This window comes from Bartonella sp. AD24XZML (genome assembly GCF_042196485.1).
Classification (GTDB): Bacteria; Pseudomonadota; Alphaproteobacteria; order Rhizobiales; family Rhizobiaceae; genus Bartonella.
The window spans coordinates 38827-58419 of record NZ_JBHIQH010000051.1 but is presented as its reverse complement, the minus strand read 5'-3'; the positions used below and the strand labels follow the sequence as shown (position 1 = coordinate 58419).

The window sequence follows — 19593 nt, the reverse complement described above, 5'->3', positions numbered from 1 at the left end:
CTTGTTTAACCCCCTAATGCAATTTTCAAAAGAGAAAAAATAATGATACCACCTATGAGAAAACAAAATAAAATATTTAACGTCAAAAAGAATATCCGAAAACCTTCACGTGGAATATAATCTTCAATCACCACCTGCATACCAAGTTTCATATGATAAAGGACCGAAAAAGTCATCAATCCCATCAAAATAGCAACAATAGGATGTGCAAGCCGTGCACGCACAATACTATAATCCTTGCCCACAAGCGAAAGAATAAGAACAATAAAAAATATCAAAAGTGGTAGATTGATAAACCCCGTCAAACGTTCTAGCCAAAAATGCTCTGTTCCTTCATGAGCACTGCCACGCCCCCGTACTTTTCCAAGTTCCGTTCGAAAATCTTTTTTCATGTCTCTTTTCACCCCCAGCTAAACAACGGTATATCCAATAATCCAAATCGCAAAAGTAACAATAAGAGAAATAAAAACTGTCGCCCAAGCAGTGACTGTTGCTTTTTCTTTTGCCAAAAGGCAAGGCTTCAGATCCCAAACAATGTGGCGAACACCACCAACCATGTGATGAACCCCTGCCAAAGTATAAAGAAACAAAATACACAATCCAAACCAAGAACTATAAATTTCGTAAACTGTTCTAAATGTCTCCTCGCCACACGCAATAGCAATTAACCAAACAGCAAGAAAAACCGTTCCAACATAAAGTGCCATACCCGTAATGCGGTGTGCAATGGACATGGCCATAGTAATTGTCCAACGATAAATACTTATATGAGGGGAACGAGGGCGCTCTTTTATCCTAGTTGTCTCTATCATAAAATATCCTGACCTGGTTTTTGCAACCGCAATGAACGAGAAAGTTCGCGCAAAACGACTAAACATACTCTCTCGTTTTTACTTGTTTGGCATCTCAAGATACCGATATTACAGGTCGGTTGTCTCAAATAACGGATTAAAGGTCACGCATAAAAAAACCGATTACTCCCCGGATATGATCCGCAAAACTCGCCTTAATCTAATACATTTTTATCTTCACGTCAAAGGTCTAAAATCTTTTCCAAATATAAACAGACATTTTTTCAGATTAAACTTATCCTTTTGAGTATCCACGATATATGCAATGGTCTCTTAAATTGCACCCATGATTAAGAATAAAAAGAGGAAAAATTGATAGATTAAACATTTTTATGTCCCCTCCAAGCCTTTGTAAAAGGCAAAACGAATCAAGAAAGACACAAATAAGCGGCATAAAAGCCGCTTTTGCATAAAGTTTAGCCGATATAATCTTTACTCAGAAACTTGCTTTTCAACATCTGTGCTTACGGCTGCTGCTTCTACTTTCTCAACAACCTTTTCAGCTTTTTTCCGATAATCTCTCTTTTCAGCGATACGCGCAGCTTTACCTCTCAAGCCACGCAGATAATAGAGTTTTGCACGGCGCACTTTACCACGGCGCACCAGCTCAACACCTTCAATCAAAGGAGAATAAACAGGAAATACCCGTTCCACCCCTTCACCATAAGAAATCTTGCGTACTGTAAATGTCTCATTCAACCCACCGCCTGAACGCGCAATACAAACACCTTCATAAGCCTGAATACGCGTCCGCGTACCTTCCGTCACACGCACCATAACACGGACTGTATCTCCTGGCTGAAATGCTGGAAATTGGCGCTTTTCTTCAATTTTTGCACATTGTTCAGCTTCAAGCTGTGCGATAATATTCATTTCTTTTATCCTTCATGTTCTTTATCGAACAGTCAGAGCGCTCAACTCTTACCAAAAAAGCCTTTATTAAGAATAAGGAGCTCTTTAGGCTATGTCTTACACAGGAGCGAATACACCATTCCTTCATTTTAATTTTGGAACTACAGAAAACATTTTATAAAAAACTCTCTAAAAAGAGAGCCATGCAATACACCACCTTATCATATGAATCAAGTTTTCTGATGATTTTTATCATAACGCGCATAAAGATCAGGGCGACGTTGACGTGTTAACAATTCGGCTTGGCTTTGACGCCAATCTGCGATCGCTTTGTGATGACCTGAGAGCAATACAGGCGGAATACCGCGCCCTTCGAAAAGAGAAGGGCGTGTATATTGCGGATGTTCCAGTAAGCCATTTTCAAAACTTTCACACCTTGCAGAAGCTGCATTCCCCATCACTCCAGGCAGAAGACGTATAATAGCATCTAAGATAACCAATGCGGCTGTTTCACCCCCTGAAAGAATATAATCACCAATAGAGACTTCTTCTAATTCTCGTGCCTCTATGACTCGCTCATCAACCCCTTCAAAACGTCCACAAACTAACGTCACACCTGTATCACGAGCCAAGCTATGCGCGTAAACTTGATCAAAAGGACGCCCACGTGGACTCATCAACAATCTTGGCGAATCCTGTGGACAGCAATCAAGAGCAGCCGCCAATACATCCGCCCGCATTACCATACCAGCTCCCCCACCAGCAGGTTTATCATCAACGCTATGGTGTTTGTCTAAAGCAAAATCCCTAATCTGTACCGTCTCCAGTGACCAAATTCCACGCTCTAAAGCTTGCCCTGCTAAAGAATACCCTAAAAAACCAGGAAACATTTCAGGATAAAGGGTTAAAACGCGCGCCTGAAACTTCATTTTATTTCTTATCCTTATTTTCTTAAACAGACTCTTAATAGCAAAAATAGCACAAACAAGACTTTTAACGCTATAGCGTTAATTTGAGTCTCCTTGATCTGCGCCATATTCAATACGATCCTTCTAAATACTTGCACTAAAAAAGACTTTAAAAATTCAGGACTATTTCGAGATAAAGTGCTTACAATATCTGCTCAAAAGAGCATTTTTAATATTTTCACACATTCCACTTTTTATTGACGAAATTCATCTGTTGTTTTTTACCTTCATCTTTATTTTTAGATTCAAGCTATTTCCTTTTTATCATTGTCTCCCCCATCAATTAAACCAGCGGCCATGGGATCAACAACAAGAAAACCAGAATCCATACAAATTTCTGGTACCGCCGCCTTACTAAAGGGAATAAGAACTCTTTTACCTGTATTCAAACGTATTTCAAGCAAATCACCAGCCCCGAAATTAAAAAAACCACACACTTCACCTAAGATTTTTCCCCCACAATCTTGGACACACAAGCCTATTAAATCGACTTGATAAAACTCATCCTCCATCAAATCATCAATTAATTGATCGCGCGTCACATAAAGGCGAATACCTTTTAAAGACTCAGCCGCATTACGATTTTCTACCCCTTTAAAACGTACAATCGCCTTATTTTTTTGTATGCGAAGAGTTACAATTTCATAAGAACGCCCCATATCATCATAAAGAGTGCTGTAAAACTTGAAACGCTGTGGCTCAGCACTTAGAATTTTAACAAAAACATCTCCTTTTATACCATGAGGCATACCAATAATGGCAAGATAGACTTTATTTTTAAGCTTTTCTTTATTATACTTCATGCAAAAATATTATCTCTCAAAAATGAACCCTTCAATCTTATAGTTTTCTATTCAATCTTGTTGCCATATGAGACAATCTTCTAAAAGACCTTTCTTGGTAACAAAAACAAATTAATAAAGGAGAAAGTCTTATGGCAAATATTATGCTATTTTACAAAGATATCACACCAATCAACAAAATTTCCCATAAAAATCTAAAATTTGCTCCTCCAAATGATATGTCTTTTGCCAAGGATACTCATTGGGTTCCTTTAGCAAGTACTGAATATTTTCAAGCAGCACTAGACTATCCTATTTTATTTATGTGCGCCGAAGATGAACAAAAAAAACGGCACTACACATCCGCAGCTCTTGTCGGTCTTTCTAATGACGAAAATGACTATATCGCTTCTGATAAAAGTTGGAAAAACAATACTTATGTTCCTGCTTTTGTCCGTCGCTATCCTTTTGTTTTGGCACAAATTAGCAATGAAAAAGAACTTTCTGTGTGCTTTGATCAACAGTCCGGTATGTTTAATGAAGTTGCAGGAACAGAACTTTTTAATTCCGATGGCTCTATTTCTCCTTTTATGGAAGAACGTATTCGCTTTCTTGAAAGTTTTAAAATCGCTATGGAGAAAACCTCTGAGTTTATTGATGCTCTTGTAGAAATGGATCTTCTAAGCCAAAAATCCATCAATGTGAAAAACGATAAAGGTCTCTCAGCGCAATTGGAACATTTTTGGGTTGTTGATGAAGAAAAATTGAATAAATTATCAGCAAGTCAACTTGCCAAACTTCATAAAAATGGCTTTTTAGGATTAATTTTTGCGCATTTGATGTCAACACACAATCTTGTGAAAATACTCTCTCTCAAAGGTGAAAAGCAACTTATCAATCGTGAAGAGCAACCGCAAAACAAGAATGGTCATTCTAACGATGAAAAATCTAAAAAGAAAGAAACTCTCAACTAGATAATGCCCATCAAAAACGACAAGAGAAAAGATGAAAATATTCCTCTCATTCCAGCAGACCATGCAATTTTAAACGCAAGGAAAAATTGGTTAGAGTGTCTTACCCAAACACGTCGTATGTCAGCACAAACAGTGCAGGCCTATGAACGTGATACGCGGCAATTTTTGTCTTTTCTCTGTCAGCACTTAAATCATACACCAACCCTTACAGATCTTGCTCATTTACGCATCAGTGACTTGCGTGCTTATCTTGCTTATCGGCGTACAAACAATGTAAGTGCGCGCTCTTTAAGCCGCGGAGTAGCAGGCATCCGTTCTTTTTTCAAATACTTATCACGTGAAGGAATCGTCAATGTTCCGGCGGCTCAACTTATCCGAAGCCCCAAACACCCCAAATTGCTCCCAAAACCTTTAGCGATAAAATCAGCACTTCACATAGTCAAACAAGAAAACCAGCTAGAAAATGAACCTTGGATTAGCGCTCGTAATGCGGCTGTCCTCATGCTTCTCTATGGCTGTGGAATGCGAATATCAGAAGCCTTAAGCCTCACACCAGAACAATTTTCTGATCCTGAAAAAACAAGTTTATTTATAACAGGAAAAGGCGGCAAAACACGCCTTGTTCCTCTCATCAAAATTGTTTACGAAGCTGTACAAAATTATCTCAAATGTTGCCCATATCCTTTATTGGATAACCAACCCATATTTCGCGGGGCGCGAGGCGGTCCCCTACAGCCCGCCATTATTCAGAAAACTGTACGCAACTTACGAGCAAGCCTTGGTTTACCAGAAACTGCAACGCCTCATACACTGCGCCATTCTTTTGCCACCCATCTTTTATCACGGGGGGGAGATTTGCGCACGATTCAAGAGCTTCTTGGGCACGCTAGTCTTTCCACCACACAAATCTATACCCACGTCGATACAGACCATTTGTTAAAAATCTATCAAAAGGCCCATCCCCGTTCCTAAAAACGTCTCATCAAAAAATTAGAGTGTTTCAACCTCAAGTGCCAAAGCATGAACACAAGTAGCTAACTCTTCTTGTAAAACTTTATAAATCGCTCGATGTATTTCTACGCGTGTCATATTAGAAAAAGAAGAAGATAAAATTTTCACTCGAAAATGTGTTTCTCCTTTACCATCAAAAGCATGTTCATTATGAGGATGCCCCTCATGAAGATGACTTTCGTTAATCACTTCAAGCTTTTGCGGATGAAAAGCATCCTGAAGCTTTCTCTGAATTATTGTTTCTATAAACATTTTTCATTCCTCAAACAAAATGAACGTGCAAAAATACACCTTTTTCATAATAGAATAAGTGTGAAAACAAATTTTTCAAAAGTCAATTCTTGTAAAATTAATCAATTTTGCATAAACCAATAATATGACAATAACATCTAAATTATTCGATTCAATTCGCATAAGCTCAAATAAAAAACAAAAAGCTGAGCCAGAAGCACAACAGTGTCAGTGGGAAGGTTGTGAAAAAACAGGGTCCCATAAAGCACCAGCAGGTCGAAATCACGAAGGACAATATTTATATTTTTGTATTGAACACGTACGCGCCTATAATAAAAATTTTAATTACTTCTCTGGTCTTAGCAATAAAGATATCGCAAAATTTCAAAAGGATGCTCTCACAGGACATCGTCCGACATGGCCTACAGATCTGAGCAATGGTACATCGAAAAAAACAGCCGCTAATTATGCAAAGATTCGCTCTGGAACAGCTGCCTATCAAAATCGCATGCGCGATCCCTTCACGCTTTTTACTGGGCAGCATTCAAGCAATAAGTTCTCACGAAAATTAAAGCCCTTAGAAGCAAAAGCTTTTGATACACTGGGACTACAGGCAAACGCTTCAGCAGAAGACATCAAAATGAAATATAAAGAGTTGGTAAAAAAGCACCATCCTGATTCCAATGGTGGTAATCGTGCTTCAGAAGAGCGCTTTCGTGATGTTTTACATGCTTACAATTTGCTAAAAAAGTCTGGTTTGTGCTGAAAACATACGCTTATATGAGTCTATTTTCATTTAGACCATCATTATTTGCGCAAAATGTTACTTTTTTTGCAAAACATTATAGAATACGTAAAAAAATCTTTCTTCAATATCTAAGGCTCTCATTATAGAGCATTGCATAAATACTTTAACTCTTGTATCGTTTCTAATGAATAAATAGCGTCCTCTCCCTTCCAGAAACATAATGACAAATCTTACCGTTGAAAATTTGCCCGATATTACACTTTGTGCTCGCGATCTATTTCATATTGAAACAGATCTGAAAGTCCCTGCTTTTAGCACAAAAAATCCCCATGTTCCTGATATCGATCCTGATTATCTTTTTGATCAGCAAACAACTTTAGCGATTCTCGCAGGTTTTACCTTTAACCGCCGTGTAATGGTTTCTGGCTATCACGGTACAGGGAAATCAACGCATATTGAACAAGTTGCTGCACGTCTTAACTGGCCTTGTCTTCGCATTAATCTTGATAGTCATGTAAGTCGTATCGATCTTGTAGGAAAAGATGCTATCGTTTTAAAAGATGGCTTACAAATCACAGAATTTAAAGAGGGCATTTTGCCATGGGCTTATCAAAATAATATTGCTCTTGTTTTCGACGAATATGATGCGGGGCGTCCCGATGTTATGTTTGTTATCCAACGCGTTCTTGAAACCTCTGGAAAACTAAGCTTACTTGATCAAAGCCGTGTCATCTCTCCCCATCCAGCATTTCGTCTTTTTGCAACGGCAAACACCATTGGTCTTGGTGATACAACCGGTCTCTATCATGGTACCCAACAGATCAATCAAGCTCAAATGGACCGCTGGTCTATTGTTACGATACTCAATTATTTACCCCATGATAAAGAGGTTAATATCATTTATTCAAAGGTCAAATCTTTTCAAACGGCTGAGGGAAAAAAGACAATTTCACAAATGGTTCATGTTGCTGATATGGTACGCCAATCTTTTATCAATGGAGATCTTTCAACTGTCATGAGTCCACGTACCGTCATTACTTGGGCAGAAAACACAACAATTTTTCAAGATGTCGGCTTTGCCTTCCGATTAACCTTTCTCAATAAATGTGATGAACTCGAACGTGCCACTGTTGCAGAATTTTATCAACGCGCCTTTGGACAAGAGCTTCCCGAATCACTCATTCATGGTGTTTCGCCTTAAGGAATCTGTCACTCATGGCTACCGATATTGGCGACAACAAAAATCTGGCAAAGAACTCTTCCAACAACACTCTTAATGCTGAAGCTTTTAAAAAAGCACTTTCCACCTGTATGCGTGCAATTGCAGGCACAAACAACCTTGAAGTTTCCTTTAGTCATAACCGACCATCTTTAAGCGAAAGTTGCGCGCGTTTACCAGAATTACCTCAATACGCAACGAATAAAGACATCACTATTACCCGCGGACTAGGTGATTCCATGGCTCTGCGCAAAGCATGGCATGACAACCGCATTCACATGCAATTTTCTCCACCAGAATCAGAAGCACGTGCTATCTTTGATGCCCTCGAACAAACACGTATTGAAGCAATTGGTACTTTAGCCATGGAGGGACTTGCAAAAAATCTTGATGTCATGCTCGCCGATAAATACAAAAGAGCCCATTATCATAAGATTAGCAACCAAAGTGAAGCCCCCATCCAAGAAGCGATTGCACTTTTATTGCGTGAAAAAATAACAAAGCGCGCAGCTCCAAGAGAAGCGGGTCCTGTTTTAGAATTGTGGCGTCAAGAACTCGAACAAAAAGCAGCATCACAACTCAATGAACTCCCACATCATATTTACAACCAACAAGCTTTTGCACAGATTGTTCGCCAAATGCTTGTTACACTCAAAATGACAGTGCAACAAGCTGAAGCTTCTAACAGTGAAAACAATAAAAAATTAAAAAATGCGTGTGAACCTCAAGACCAAAGAGAAGAAGAGAGTAAAAACAAAAAACACGCTCAAAGTGAAGAACAAACCAGCACTGAACAAGAAAGTGATGTGCAAGATGATGGAAAAACACAAGCGACACAATCAAACAACAATGATCAAGCTGACGGCGAGCAAAAAAATGGACCTTGGCAAGAAAAGCCGAGCAAACCCAAACACCTTTTTTCTGATTCGGAACAAATGCAAAGACTTGGCAATTATAAAATCTTCACCCGTCAATTTGATGAAATTTTGGAAGCAACAGATTTTTGTTCTGAAAACGAGTTAGATCACTTACGCCATTATCTTGATAAGCAAATCAATCATCTGCAAAACATCGTTGGACGTTTAGCAAACCGTCTCCAGCGCCGCTTGATGGCGCAACAAAATCGCAACTGGAACTTTGACCTTGAAGAAGGATATCTTGATACAACACGGCTTCCACGTCTAATTATTGACCCCATGCAACCCCTTTCTTTTAAAATGGAAAGCAACACCCAATTTCGGGACACAGTTGTTTCACTCCTCATTGATAATTCTGGCTCAATGCGCGGACGCCCCATTAGCGTTGCTGCAAGTTGTGCTGATATTTTGGCACAAACTCTTGAACGTTGTGGTGTCAAAGTTGAAATTTTAGGTTTTACCACCAAAACTTGGAAAGGGGGCAAATCGCGCGAACAATGGCTTACCCAAAACAAACTCCATAATCCTGGACGCCTCAATGATTTATGCCATATCATCTATAAAAGTGCTGATACCCCATGGCGTCGCGCACGACGCAATTTAGGTTTGATGATGCAAGAAGGATTATTAAAAGAAAATATCGACGGAGAAGCTTTGATTTGGGCTCATCAACGCCTTTTATCACGGCGTGAACAACGTCGCATCCTCATGGTCATTTCTGATGGTGCTCCTGTTGACGATTCGACACTATCGGTCAACTCCAGCAATTATTTAGAAAAACACTTACGCGCAGTGATTCAAGAAATCCAAACACACTCCCCTATCGAACTCATTGCCATTGGAATTGGTCATGACGTCACACGTTATTATCAACGTGCTGTAACAATTATGAATGCTGAAGAACTCGCCGACGCCATAACAAAACAATTAGAAATACTTTTTAGTGATAAAAGAACTCATATTCATAAGAAATAAACCTGCCTTGAATCAGCAACGATTACATTTTAAAAAATTATCTCTATCATTAAACCATCGGAATTTGATGACTAACAACCTGAGAAGATAATCCCACAAATTGAATATCGAACTTTAAGGAAGCTTCTACTTTACTGGATGCATTATGAATCCTAAAAGAAATGCTCCAACCATCTTCAAAAATTATAATGAGTTTGTTTTTACTTTCTGGTTTTAGTGAAACGGATAAATTTTTGCTTGGAATTTTCCATTTACGACCATATCCTAGAGTGCCATTCAAATTAAAAGACTGAATAATAACCCGTTTTTGTTTAGATCTTGTATCTATCATAATCTTATAAAAATCATAAGAACCTATAACATACTGAAACAATAGCTTCACAAATTTATCTTGATAATCTAAACAAAGCCTTTGAAGTTCTTTAGAAAAAGCTTCTAGGATTGGAAGATAAACTCTGCTGTCTTTATCCTCTATATCTCTAAAGAACATCTTCTTATCTCTAAGCTCTGCTAAATAATCAAAAACAGGCCTAACTTCATTGAAATAAACGCTGCTACAAGAATAACCTGTCCATTCTTTACCAAAATCTATTTTACTGGAAAGGCGAGGATGTTTGATAGCGCTATGATTATGTTTTGCAGAAATACCAATAGGATTTTCAGGAACTTTTAAAATAATATCACGGACATCTCCTTTGATCCCAACAAAATCTTCCTGAAGAACAATAGTTTTCGTGTTTCTAATATTTTTATCATGTAACTGTAAAAAAACGGCTGCTTCAATAGAAGCAAGATTTAAAAGCCTTTTTTCAGTATCATTAAATAAATTATAAAAATACTCCGCTATTTGAAAAGACGAATTAAACTCTATAGAAGCCTTTGTTGCTTTTTTAAAACCCATAGCCAAAGCATATTCAAAGGCTTTTCCATTTTCTACCTGATTCATGCAATTTCCTAAAGATCCTTACTCAAAATTACGAGTTCATTTGATTTTTTATTGTTTCCCATACCGTAAGTCCATTCAGGATTAAGTATTGTATATCCTTTATAAAGTTCTCTAACTTCCACACAATCATTATAAGATAAAACCCATCCTTGACGCTTTCTCAAAAGTTCAGCAAGAGCTTGATGATCAAAAGAATTATGTTTATCGCCTTTGTGACCGTAAAGTTTTTGATTAATAAGGTACGGAGGATCACAATAAAGAAAATCGTTAGAGTGTTTAGGAATACTTTCTGTAAAATCTCTGTGTTCCACTATGAAGTTTTCAATCTTAAAATCTTTAAGCCGTTCAATAGAACGATAATTGAATCGGGGATGTCCTGGAGACATACCACCAGAAAGTGTCGTTCCGGAAAAAGAAGAACGATTAAGAACAAAAAAAACGGCAGCAATCTCTAATTGATTTTTAATATTCCCAAAAGTTTTTTGGAGATTATAAAACATTACGGGAGTCATATCTTCATATTCTCTCACTTTTTCTGCAAGAGCTGAAGCATCTTTCAAAAGCATCTGCCAAAAAATAACAAGCGGCTTAAAAGCATCATAAGCATAAACCCTTGTTCCTCTTTTTGCTAAGGTTAATTCAATTGAACCGCCTCCCACAAAAGGAGAACATAAAGTTTTCTGTTTCCTTATATAGTTATTAATAATCATAGGAACAGCACGACTTTTCCCTCCCGGATAACGAAGAGGTGATTTTACAATAGGCAACTCCCTAGTCTCTCTCTGTTTTTTCAAGGAAGTTAATACAAAATTATCAAATAAAGCCTCTGTATGATCAGTTTGATTTATCATTTTATTCATACTATCAGCTCCAAGTATCGCATTTCTAACCTACAATTATCTAAAATAAACACTCGAAGCGTTTGCCAAATTCTACAGAGATCGCATTATAACAAATTGTAAATTCATTAACATATCTGCACAAACATTTGTTACTAAAATAATGATAAATATCAGTATAACCAAATTTTAAAACTGTCAAAAAAGACTTGATACCATTGGTATTTATTTTTCTATTTATATACTACCCAAATGTATATCGAAATGTTTTTTCCTTTATAAGAACCAAGTTTCTTATAGCTCAAATAATCATAAGTAAGACATCACAACTCTTAACAAAACATTTTTGATCCTTTATAAGAGCTTTATTATCTGTTTTTAATGCTGATAAGATGTTCTTATCCCATACTGAATCAGTCAAAACCATTTCCTTACACATCGTAAGCATAGATGATGTATGGATAAATACAACTTGAGAAAAGAATCAAAATACCTCTTATAAATCCGCTTAAACTCTGCCCTTAGAGGACAGAACTCCCCTCCCCTCTTCTTTAGCCAAACAAAAGAACAAAGACCATTATTTGTTACAAACAAAAGAAGAATCATCCTTTGAAGGACTTTGATAAAGAGGAAGCTTTACAATATTAAGAATTGTTCCATAAGGAATCAACATAAACAGGCTCATAATAATTTTTACCGAAAAATCACCAAAAGCAAGCGATAGCCAAACTGGCATGCCTATCCCTCCCAAAACAGTACTCTCCACTAGTGAACTATCAGCATAGCCTGTTATCTTATCAAGAACAGCAAACGAGCTAGAAAAAGCAAGAGCAAAAAACAGCACTGTATCCAAAGCTGAACCAACCAACGCTGCTGCTAAAGGTGCTTTCCACCATGTTTTACGTCGCAAAGGAGTAAAAACAACAATATCAAGGAGTTGCCCAAATAAAAATGCAAAACTAGAAGCAAGTGCAAGCCGTGGTGTCGCCAATATCCAAGAAACAAAGACACCCGTAAAAAAACCAGCATAAACCACACGCCGCGCAGCAGATGGACCATAAAAACGATTGGTCAAATCATTGATTAGAAAAGCAAATGGATAGGTAAAAGCCCCATAAGTCAACAGCTCATTCAAATCAAACCAATAGACAGGATATTGAACTAAAATATTAGAAGCCGTGACAGCAAGGCACATTGCAAAAATAGAAAAAACAACATACCTTTTCTTTTGCTGTTCTAATAAAGGACCGCTTGAAGACATTTTTTTTAACCTGGGATATGGAACCAATAAAACAGAGCGATCAAAAAGAAAAAAGCCAAAAACAATAACGCTGAAAATTACGCTGCTTGTTCAGCCTTCTGCTCACCTTTTTTCTTAACGATTTGGCGTTTTAACAAACGCGCACGTTGTGACAACTCTTTATCGTCTGCTTTAATCAAAAAACCATCAAGACCACCGCAGTGCTCAACAGAACGCAATGCACTTGCTGAAATACGCAAGCGATAACTTTGCTGTAACACCTCTGAAATCAATGTCACATTGCAAAGATTTGGTAAAAAACGACGCCGAGTCTTATTATTCGCATGGCTAACATTATTACCATACAGAACCGTCTTCCCTGTCAATTCACATGCACGAGACATAAACTTCACCCTTAAACTCTAAGAAACTTTCAAATCCCCATACCCAAAGGACACAATGAACGCAAAACACGCGCAATGCAACCTTGAACGGGCATCATTGGGAAGTTTCTTTTTAATAGGGGGTCGACAACAAAAGGTCAAGTCTTTTATAAAACCTTTTTCATCTCTTGTTGGCTCATTTTTCATCTTTTTCCTCAATAAGGCGTGCAAATTCCACCAAAACGCGTACAAAATGTTTTTTTTAATGTATACCATGTTAGAATAAAAGCCTATTGTCCCGAAAGGAAGCACAAATCATGAGCAAAAAAGAGCCCCCCATGACAAAGCTTCAGGGAAATTCTTGCCGTTTTTCTGCTTTTTTATTTGGAACTTTATGTATTTGTTTTTTTCTTCTCTTCAGTGCATTAGGTATATGGCAAGTACAACGGTTAAACTGGAAAACAAATCTTATCACCAGTACCAATCAGCGCATTCATTTGCCCCCCATAAAAGCCCCTCCAAAAAATCAATGGTCAGATGTTACTTTTGAAAAATATGAATATCAACCTGTTATTATCACAGGAAAATTTTTAACAGATAAAAATATTTTAGTCACTGCTGCCGCTCAAAATACTACAGGCTATTGGGTTTTGACTCCTTTAAAAACTGCTGATAATACACTGATCTTTATCAACCGTGGCTTTATCCCCATGGATGAACGTAACAATTTTCAAAACTCAGAGCAATCGCATACAAATGCCTCATCTCAGCAAAATTCTACCACGGACACAGAACAAACAACAATTATAGGTTTATTACGCATGAGTGAAAAAAATGGATTTTTCCCGCGTAAAAATAATCCTGACAAAAATTTATGGTATACGCGCGATCTCCCGGCTATGGCACAAAAACTTGGTTTGTCCACTGTTGCTCCTTATTTCATTGATGCCAGAAAAACATCTCCACAAGCAAAACTTCCCGTCGTTGGTCTTACGATTATTCATTTTCGAAATAATCACCTCGTTTATGCAATCACGTGGTTTATTTTAGCTGCTGGTGTGTTAGGAGCTTTTCTTTTTCTGCTACGGCAAAAAAACTAAAAAAAATACCTCTTCCATCTCAAGTAACAAAAATTTTTAGAATCTTGAAAACTGATAAAGAGAATAAAAGCTACCAACTTGCGCCTTTGTTAAATTAAAGATCATAGGCATACAATGAACTTTATACCATCCACAAAAGATTTACGCGACACTCTTATCAAAAAAACATCATAAAATAGGGTTGATTCATTAAAGATGTAATGCCCCAAAATGTGAAGAAATGCATTATCTTCACTCTTAAAAAGAATTGTCATAAACGCTTTTAAAAAATATAAAGCTAAATTTTAAAATAATAGAAAAGATGAGCACTCATTTTTGCCTTTATAATTTTATATTCTTGCTTCATTAGATTGTTTCCCATTTCAGAGATTACTCCAATTGATATACGCAATACTTTCGCCTTCATCTAATATAGCAAAGAACATACGGATACATTTTTTGTTTCACAACTGCTATGAAGATGAGATATTGAATTATAAGCAACAAAAAACATTTAATTTCTCAACGCGACTTTTATACCTATCACCACACCTCAAATGAGAGGTTTTTACAGGATAATAGAAAAAGGTGAGTCATCCTATATTCTAAAAAGACAGTTTATCCTTTCAGTGTATTTTGCTAAAGGCTTATGCTATAAATGTATAAGCTTGTTTTACTAGAATTTTAACTCTTTCATTTTTAAGGCTGCTGTTATGGGTGTTGTTGCCAAAAATTTTCCCGTACCTGATCTTCATCGGGTTCATCGTGTTCTCTTTTCTGTGTCTGATAAAACGGGTGTGGTTGCTTTTGCACAAGCTCTTCATGCTACTTACAATGTTGAATTGATTTCAACAGGAGGAACAGCCAAAACCCTCATAGCGGCTGGTTTACCCGTAAAAGATGTTGCTGAAGTTACCGGATTTCCTGAGATAATGGATGGGCGTGTAAAAACACTCCATCCTTTGATTCATGGTGCTTTGTTAGGGGTAAGAGAAGATCCTAGCCATAGGGAAGCTATGGAAAAGAACAGCATTTATGGAATTGATCTTTTAGTGGTGAATCTTTACCCTTTTGAAGAGACGATCCTTTCGGGAGCTGATGGGCAAACGATTCTTGAAAATATTGATATCGGTGGACCGGCGATGATTCGCGCCGGTGCAAAAAATTATGCTTATACCGGTGTTGTAACAGCGATAAAAAATTATGATTCGATTCTAGCTGAATTAAAGCAGCATAATGGATGTTTAAGCTTATCTATGCGTCATCAGCTAGCAATGCGCGCTTATGCACACACCGCTGCTTATGATACGGCAATAGCATCATGGTTTGCACGGGATTTAGAAATTGAAACTCCATCGTGGCAGAGTTTTTCTGGTCATCTTGAAAACGTTATGCGCTATGGAGAAAATCCACACCAACAGGCAGCATTTTATCGCAATAATGAAAAACGTTTTGGTATTGCAACAGCAAAACTTTTACAAGGCAAAGCGCTTTCTTATAACAATCTGAATGATACAGATGCAGCCTTTGAACTTGTGGCAGAATTTGATCCGCAAAAAACCGCTGCTGTCGCTCTTATTAAACATGCCAATCCTTGTGGTGTTGCGGAAGGAGAAAATTTGAAAGAAGCTTATTTGAAAGCTCTTATGTGTGATAATGTATCGGCATTTGGTGGAATTGTTGCTTTAAATCAAACCCTTGATGAGGAATGTGCTGAAGAGATTGTTAAAATTTTCACAGAAGTGATTATTGCTCCTGATGCCACAATGGCAGCACGTGAAATTATTGCCAAGAAAAAAAATCTTCGTTTGCTCATTACAGGTGGAGTTCCTGATCCACGCTGTGGAGGACTTCTTGCGAAAACACTTGCAGGAGGTATTTTAGTGCAATCACGTGATAACGTGGTAGTCGATGATCTTAAATTGCAAGTAGTGACAAAGCGGGCACCAACTCAAGATGAAATGCGTGATCTTCAATTTGCTTTTCGTGTAGCAAAGCACGTTAAATCAAATGCTATTGTGTACGCGAAAAATAGCGCAACAGTTGGAATTGGAGCCGGACAAATGAGCCGCATCGATTCAGCCAAAATTGCTGCAAGTAAAGCAGCAGAAAGTGCGCAAAGAGCAGGCTTAACAGAAACTCTCACAAAAGGATCTGTTGTTGCATCAGATGCATTTTTTCCTTTTGTAGATGGTTTATTAGCAGCAGCTGAAGCAGGGGCAACAGCAGTTATTCAACCAGGAGGCTCCATGCGTGATGAAGAAGTTATCGCCGCTGCTGATGCACAGGGGTTAGCGATGGTTTTTACAGGAACACGTCACTTCCGCCATTAATAATTTTGCTGCTTTTCTTTTCGTATGAGACAAATGTTTCAAGGAATTTTTCATAATTATCGTATGACTATTGATAACTGTTGAAATAGAAGCAGTTATTCAATCCAAAGAATCTACACGTGAAGAAGTTTATCACCGCAGAAAATGCACATAATTTAACCAATGCACATAATTTAGCCATTGGTTAAGAATAAGATGTTCTTGTTGATATTTTTAATGGTTACCCTTTCGCATGAGGAAAATCTTAAAGGGACATTATCTTTTATGTAGATGCATACCTGCTATGATATTATAACACAACTCTTTTTAGTAATATACTCTATTCTTAAACTAAAGAGTGTAATGAAAAGTTTGAGTAGAGGATATGAATATTCTACGTTTTTATAGTAATTGGCGCCGTTATCGTCGAACCGTTAATGCGTTAAGTCGTCTTTCGACATATGAACTCAGCGATCTTGGAATTTGTCGAGGTGATATTGATTCAATTGCACGACGTTATTCGCGTAAATCTTTATGAAAATTGTTTGAGATATTTGAGAGAATGCTTTGCTATAAAAAAGTGCGCATTTTGTGGTTTGTTATTATGACTTCATTTTTAGTATAATAACAAAGAGCAGAAGGGTTATTTTTCTTGGCCATTGTAATGTATTGTTTCTCGAATTTTCAATGCTTCTGTGATGTACAACATTTGATTTGTAATAATAATTTAGCGTTATTCATATTAAATTAGAACCCCGAATACCGTAAGTTTCTCTCATTTCAAATCTATGTATGTTGAATCAACCAAAACCATTCGCCTGCACGTTACAAGCGGGGGGAGTTGTATGGATAAAAGCTATTAAGAAAAGGCTAAAAATGCCTCTTATGAACCCTCTCTAGTGCCAAGAGCTTGTTACAAACATTGGACACTGATCAATAGTGTGATAGTGCCGAGCTGCTCCTTCATAAGCGTAAAGATGAGGGTGCTTAATGGATTTACCGTTATACCCATCACGGGCATCGTCGCAAAATAGGCTTGGAAGCGTTAAGGGATTTTTCTTTAAAATAAGTCCGTGAATATACAATAGTGCTCTGTTTTTCGTGAAGAGCGTAATCCTATTAATGCAACTCTCTCAGAGAGAAATATTGATCCCAACAGCACACTTAAGAACTTATCGAAGATAAGCAACGGCTTAATTTTCTCTCCATATCTTTAAAGGATCAAAATCCTTAACTAGTACTCATCTGTCAACAAGGGTCTTTCAAAAACCTTTTTTTCTGAAGCCAATCCCTTTAGCATCACCTCATGAGATTCTATGAGCAAACCTTGCCTAAAAACATCCAACCCATACTCCCAAAAAATGCTTCGTGTATAAAATTGATATGATCTTCAAATTTTGAGAATATTACCACAATAAACAATAATGTTTTGCGACACGCAATATAAAACGCAATATACTATGGGTTGGAACAATGTTCTAATTTTTTATCAAACGCTTTACGGATAAAACGCCAACGAACTTTTTCCTGAAATGCAGGACGAAAATATAAAACAATCTGTTGTGTCCGTTGTGGACCTGTTAATTCTGCAAAATCAATCGAATCTTCAAGACAAATATCTGCGTCAGGCGATATAAAATACCATATTTGTTCGCTCTTCACGTTCTCGTTCTTTACGGCTAAACACACACGTTTGCCATCATAGTTAACTTCAACTTGTGGATGAAGATGAAATCGAACAGCAACATAATTTTGTTCATTTTGCACACTCTTGTGTCTCTTTCTCCCTTTACTTGGCATAAAAAAGCGATCAAAACCTTCGATCGTATCTCCATTTGTCGCCAAAATAAGACCACGCTCATGAATAAGATTAAAGGGTCGCACATAACCATTATGACTCGCAATAAAACCTGTCTTCTCTGAATCCTCTATACGGCACACTTGAACATCTGTTGGTCCATCAAACAAAAATGGCGCGCCATTTTTGTTTTTATGATAAAAAGCACCCACTGAACAATCATTAAGCGTAGCTGTTGAATGTGCTGCAGTAACACGCCCTAAATGTCGATACTCTTCCCGCCCATCAGGATTAACACCGGTATTGATAATAAAACGGTGCCCTTGTGAAGACATTTCAAAAGACAAACACCCCGAACAAGCCTGCTGTGCTACAGAGCGGGGTGGAAACTTTCCTGTATCTGCAAGCACTGTTGTTTGATTGGCTTTTAAGCGCTGAAATCCTGAATAACGGGCATAACTAAAAGGATGTCCTCCTGTTTCATCAAGCTCCAAAAGTGATGATAATCGTTCCGATACAAGGGGACCAACCCCATTAAAATGGGCCAACGTTTGATCCTCATGGATAAAGAATCGTAAAGCTGGCAACATACGCTCAACAGAATCAATCAAAATACGGGGTGCTGTTTCATTGCTACGCATAAAAAGATGCCGTAACGACAATAAATCCGATAACAAATTCAGCAAAATAACAGGACTACGGGAAATATGCCCACCATCAACTAGGATTTGACGGGAAAGCTCCTCTATAAGTGTGGTTTGTACCTTTTTTTTCACTGCCGCAGAAACAGGCAAAGCAAGAGATGCGAATGTCAAAGCTACTGCTGCTTGTAAACGTTGATCATTGTGCTCCATACTACAAATTGTTACGCGCAAATAACGAAATTGCAAACCAAGTGCACGCAAAAAGCGTTTTTCAAACCGCTCACTTGCCCCTTCTAACAACATTTTCGAATGACAAATCCATGAAATCAAGCGCCGCGCCACAACAGGACTACTCCAAGCAAGCCCTTTTACCTTCTTGCCAGCATGGTCAAACCAATCTTCTAAAAGAGAGCGTGCATGTGCAGAAGCTAAATCACTTCCTGCTGCCTCCATATGGCGCAACCAATGAAAATCATGTAGAGCCGCTTCCCATTCTAGCGTTGGTGGAACCAATGAAAACGGCGAAACAGCACCAGAATGAACAATATGACCAGCAAAAGCAAAACGACCATGATAAAATTCATGCGCCATCATCGGATCAGCTACATGCAAATCCATGGGATGCGCTAAAATTTTATGAGGACGAAACCCTGAAAATCGCCAACGAAACAATGGTCCAACCCATAAACGCCGCATAACATTCTGTATCGTATCGATACAGGCTGCCACTTTTACCTGAGGAGCTTTTACCGCAACCGCCAAAATTTCATCTCCATTTATGCTGAATCAAATACAATTTCGACCATTTTTGTAAATGAAGCGTT

At 37.8% G+C, this 19593-nt stretch carries 19 protein-coding genes; 8 read left to right on the top strand and 11 right to left on the bottom strand.

Annotated elements, in window-relative coordinates; genetic code table 11:
- Window positions 1–5 precede the first annotated feature (5 nt).
- The 5 genes from sdhD to rimM all read right to left on the bottom strand — a co-directional run bounded on the left by sdhD (window position 6) and on the right by rimM (window position 3474).
- Entirely contained in the window at window positions 6–392 is a 387-nt protein-coding gene (sdhD, locus tag ACFIMX_RS04540; protein ID WP_375612246.1) for a succinate dehydrogenase, hydrophobic membrane anchor protein, read from the bottom strand.
- An 18-nt stretch (window positions 393–410) separates the two neighbouring features.
- The gene (sdhC, locus tag ACFIMX_RS04535; RefSeq protein WP_375606014.1) at window positions 411–812 is read right to left on the bottom strand and encodes a succinate dehydrogenase, cytochrome b556 subunit; all 402 of its coding nucleotides are present in this window, start codon (window positions 810–812) and stop codon (window positions 411–413) included.
- 471 nt (window positions 813–1283) lie between these two features.
- Window positions 1284–1724, bottom strand: a complete 441-nt coding sequence (gene rplS / locus ACFIMX_RS04530; RefSeq protein ID WP_375618305.1) for a 50S ribosomal protein L19 — start codon at window positions 1722–1724, stop codon at window positions 1284–1286.
- A 209-nt stretch (window positions 1725–1933) separates the two neighbouring features.
- A complete protein-coding gene (gene trmD / locus ACFIMX_RS04525; protein ID WP_375694085.1) occupies window positions 1934–2632 on the bottom strand; it encodes a tRNA (guanosine(37)-N1)-methyltransferase TrmD in 699 nt (232 codons plus the stop codon).
- Between the two features lie 284 nt (window positions 2633–2916).
- Window positions 2917–3474: a ribosome maturation factor RimM gene (rimM, locus tag ACFIMX_RS04520; protein WP_375618306.1), complete on the bottom strand. Its 558-nt coding sequence runs from the start codon at window positions 3472–3474 to the stop codon at window positions 2917–2919.
- A gap of 131 nt (window positions 3475–3605) precedes the next feature.
- On the opposite strand from rimM, the gene ACFIMX_RS04515 reads away from it, so the two are divergent.
- The gene (locus tag ACFIMX_RS04515; protein ID WP_375618307.1) at window positions 3606–4427 is read left to right on the top strand and encodes a SapC family protein; all 822 of its coding nucleotides are present in this window, start codon (window positions 3606–3608) and stop codon (window positions 4425–4427) included.
- Between the two features lie 3 nt (window positions 4428–4430).
- Complete coding sequence (locus ACFIMX_RS04510) at window positions 4431–5399, top strand: tyrosine recombinase XerC (protein ID WP_375618308.1); 969 nt, start codon at window positions 4431–4433, stop codon at window positions 5397–5399.
- An 18-nt stretch (window positions 5400–5417) separates the two neighbouring features.
- Here ACFIMX_RS04510 and ACFIMX_RS04505 read toward each other — a convergent pair whose 3' ends face one another.
- On the bottom strand, window positions 5418–5690 hold the full coding sequence (locus ACFIMX_RS04505) for a BolA family protein (protein WP_375612716.1): 273 nt from the start codon (window positions 5688–5690) through the stop codon (window positions 5418–5420).
- Window positions 5691–5814: 124 nt separating this feature from the next.
- Here ACFIMX_RS04505 and ACFIMX_RS04500 point away from each other — a divergent pair, with 124 nt between their 5' ends.
- The 3 genes from ACFIMX_RS04500 (at window position 5815) to cobT (ending at window position 9528) form a co-directional block, all read left to right on the top strand.
- Complete coding sequence (locus ACFIMX_RS04500) at window positions 5815–6435, top strand: J domain-containing protein (protein ID WP_375606021.1); 621 nt, start codon at window positions 5815–5817, stop codon at window positions 6433–6435.
- 202 nt (window positions 6436–6637) lie between these two features.
- Window positions 6638–7618, top strand: coding sequence for a cobaltochelatase subunit CobS (gene cobS / locus ACFIMX_RS04495; protein WP_375639822.1), 981 nt, complete (start codon window positions 6638–6640; stop codon window positions 7616–7618).
- 14 nt (window positions 7619–7632) lie between these two features.
- Complete coding sequence (gene cobT / locus ACFIMX_RS04490) at window positions 7633–9528, top strand: cobaltochelatase subunit CobT (protein ID WP_375639823.1); 1896 nt, start codon at window positions 7633–7635, stop codon at window positions 9526–9528.
- Between the two features lie 49 nt (window positions 9529–9577).
- On the opposite strand, the gene ACFIMX_RS04485 is transcribed toward cobT, so the two are convergent.
- The 4 genes from ACFIMX_RS04485 to rpmB all read right to left on the bottom strand — a co-directional run bounded on the left by ACFIMX_RS04485 (window position 9578) and on the right by rpmB (window position 12957).
- Window positions 9578–10474: a HaeIII family restriction endonuclease gene (locus ACFIMX_RS04485; RefSeq protein ID WP_375639825.1), complete on the bottom strand. Its 897-nt coding sequence runs from the start codon at window positions 10472–10474 to the stop codon at window positions 9578–9580.
- 8 nt (window positions 10475–10482) lie between these two features.
- The gene (locus ACFIMX_RS04480) at window positions 10483–11334 is read right to left on the bottom strand and encodes a DNA adenine methylase (RefSeq protein WP_375618313.1); all 852 of its coding nucleotides are present in this window, start codon (window positions 11332–11334) and stop codon (window positions 10483–10485) included.
- 556 nt (window positions 11335–11890) lie between these two features.
- Window positions 11891–12574, bottom strand: a complete 684-nt coding sequence (locus ACFIMX_RS04475) for a VUT family protein (protein ID WP_375618314.1) — start codon at window positions 12572–12574, stop codon at window positions 11891–11893.
- A gap of 77 nt (window positions 12575–12651) precedes the next feature.
- Entirely contained in the window at window positions 12652–12957 is a 306-nt protein-coding gene (gene rpmB / locus ACFIMX_RS04470; protein WP_375694084.1) for a 50S ribosomal protein L28, read from the bottom strand.
- 296 nt (window positions 12958–13253) lie between these two features.
- Between rpmB and ACFIMX_RS04465 the strand changes: the two genes are divergently transcribed.
- The 3 genes from ACFIMX_RS04465 (at window position 13254) to ACFIMX_RS04455 (ending at window position 16865) form a co-directional block, all read left to right on the top strand.
- The gene (locus ACFIMX_RS04465; RefSeq protein WP_375694083.1) at window positions 13254–14036 is read left to right on the top strand and encodes an SURF1 family protein; all 783 of its coding nucleotides are present in this window, start codon (window positions 13254–13256) and stop codon (window positions 14034–14036) included.
- Window positions 14037–14728: 692 nt separating this feature from the next.
- On the top strand, window positions 14729–16348 hold the full coding sequence (gene purH / locus ACFIMX_RS04460) for a bifunctional phosphoribosylaminoimidazolecarboxamide formyltransferase/IMP cyclohydrolase (RefSeq protein WP_375639827.1): 1620 nt from the start codon (window positions 14729–14731) through the stop codon (window positions 16346–16348).
- Between the two features lie 364 nt (window positions 16349–16712).
- Complete coding sequence (locus tag ACFIMX_RS04455; RefSeq protein ID WP_273790070.1) at window positions 16713–16865, top strand: DUF1127 domain-containing protein; 153 nt, start codon at window positions 16713–16715, stop codon at window positions 16863–16865.
- Window positions 16866–17785: 920 nt separating this feature from the next.
- Here the strand turns inward: ACFIMX_RS04455 and ACFIMX_RS04450 are convergent.
- Window positions 17786–19531, bottom strand: coding sequence for a heparinase II/III family protein (locus ACFIMX_RS04450; RefSeq protein ID WP_375639829.1), 1746 nt, complete (start codon window positions 19529–19531; stop codon window positions 17786–17788).
- Between the last annotated feature and the right edge of the window lie 62 nt (window positions 19532–19593).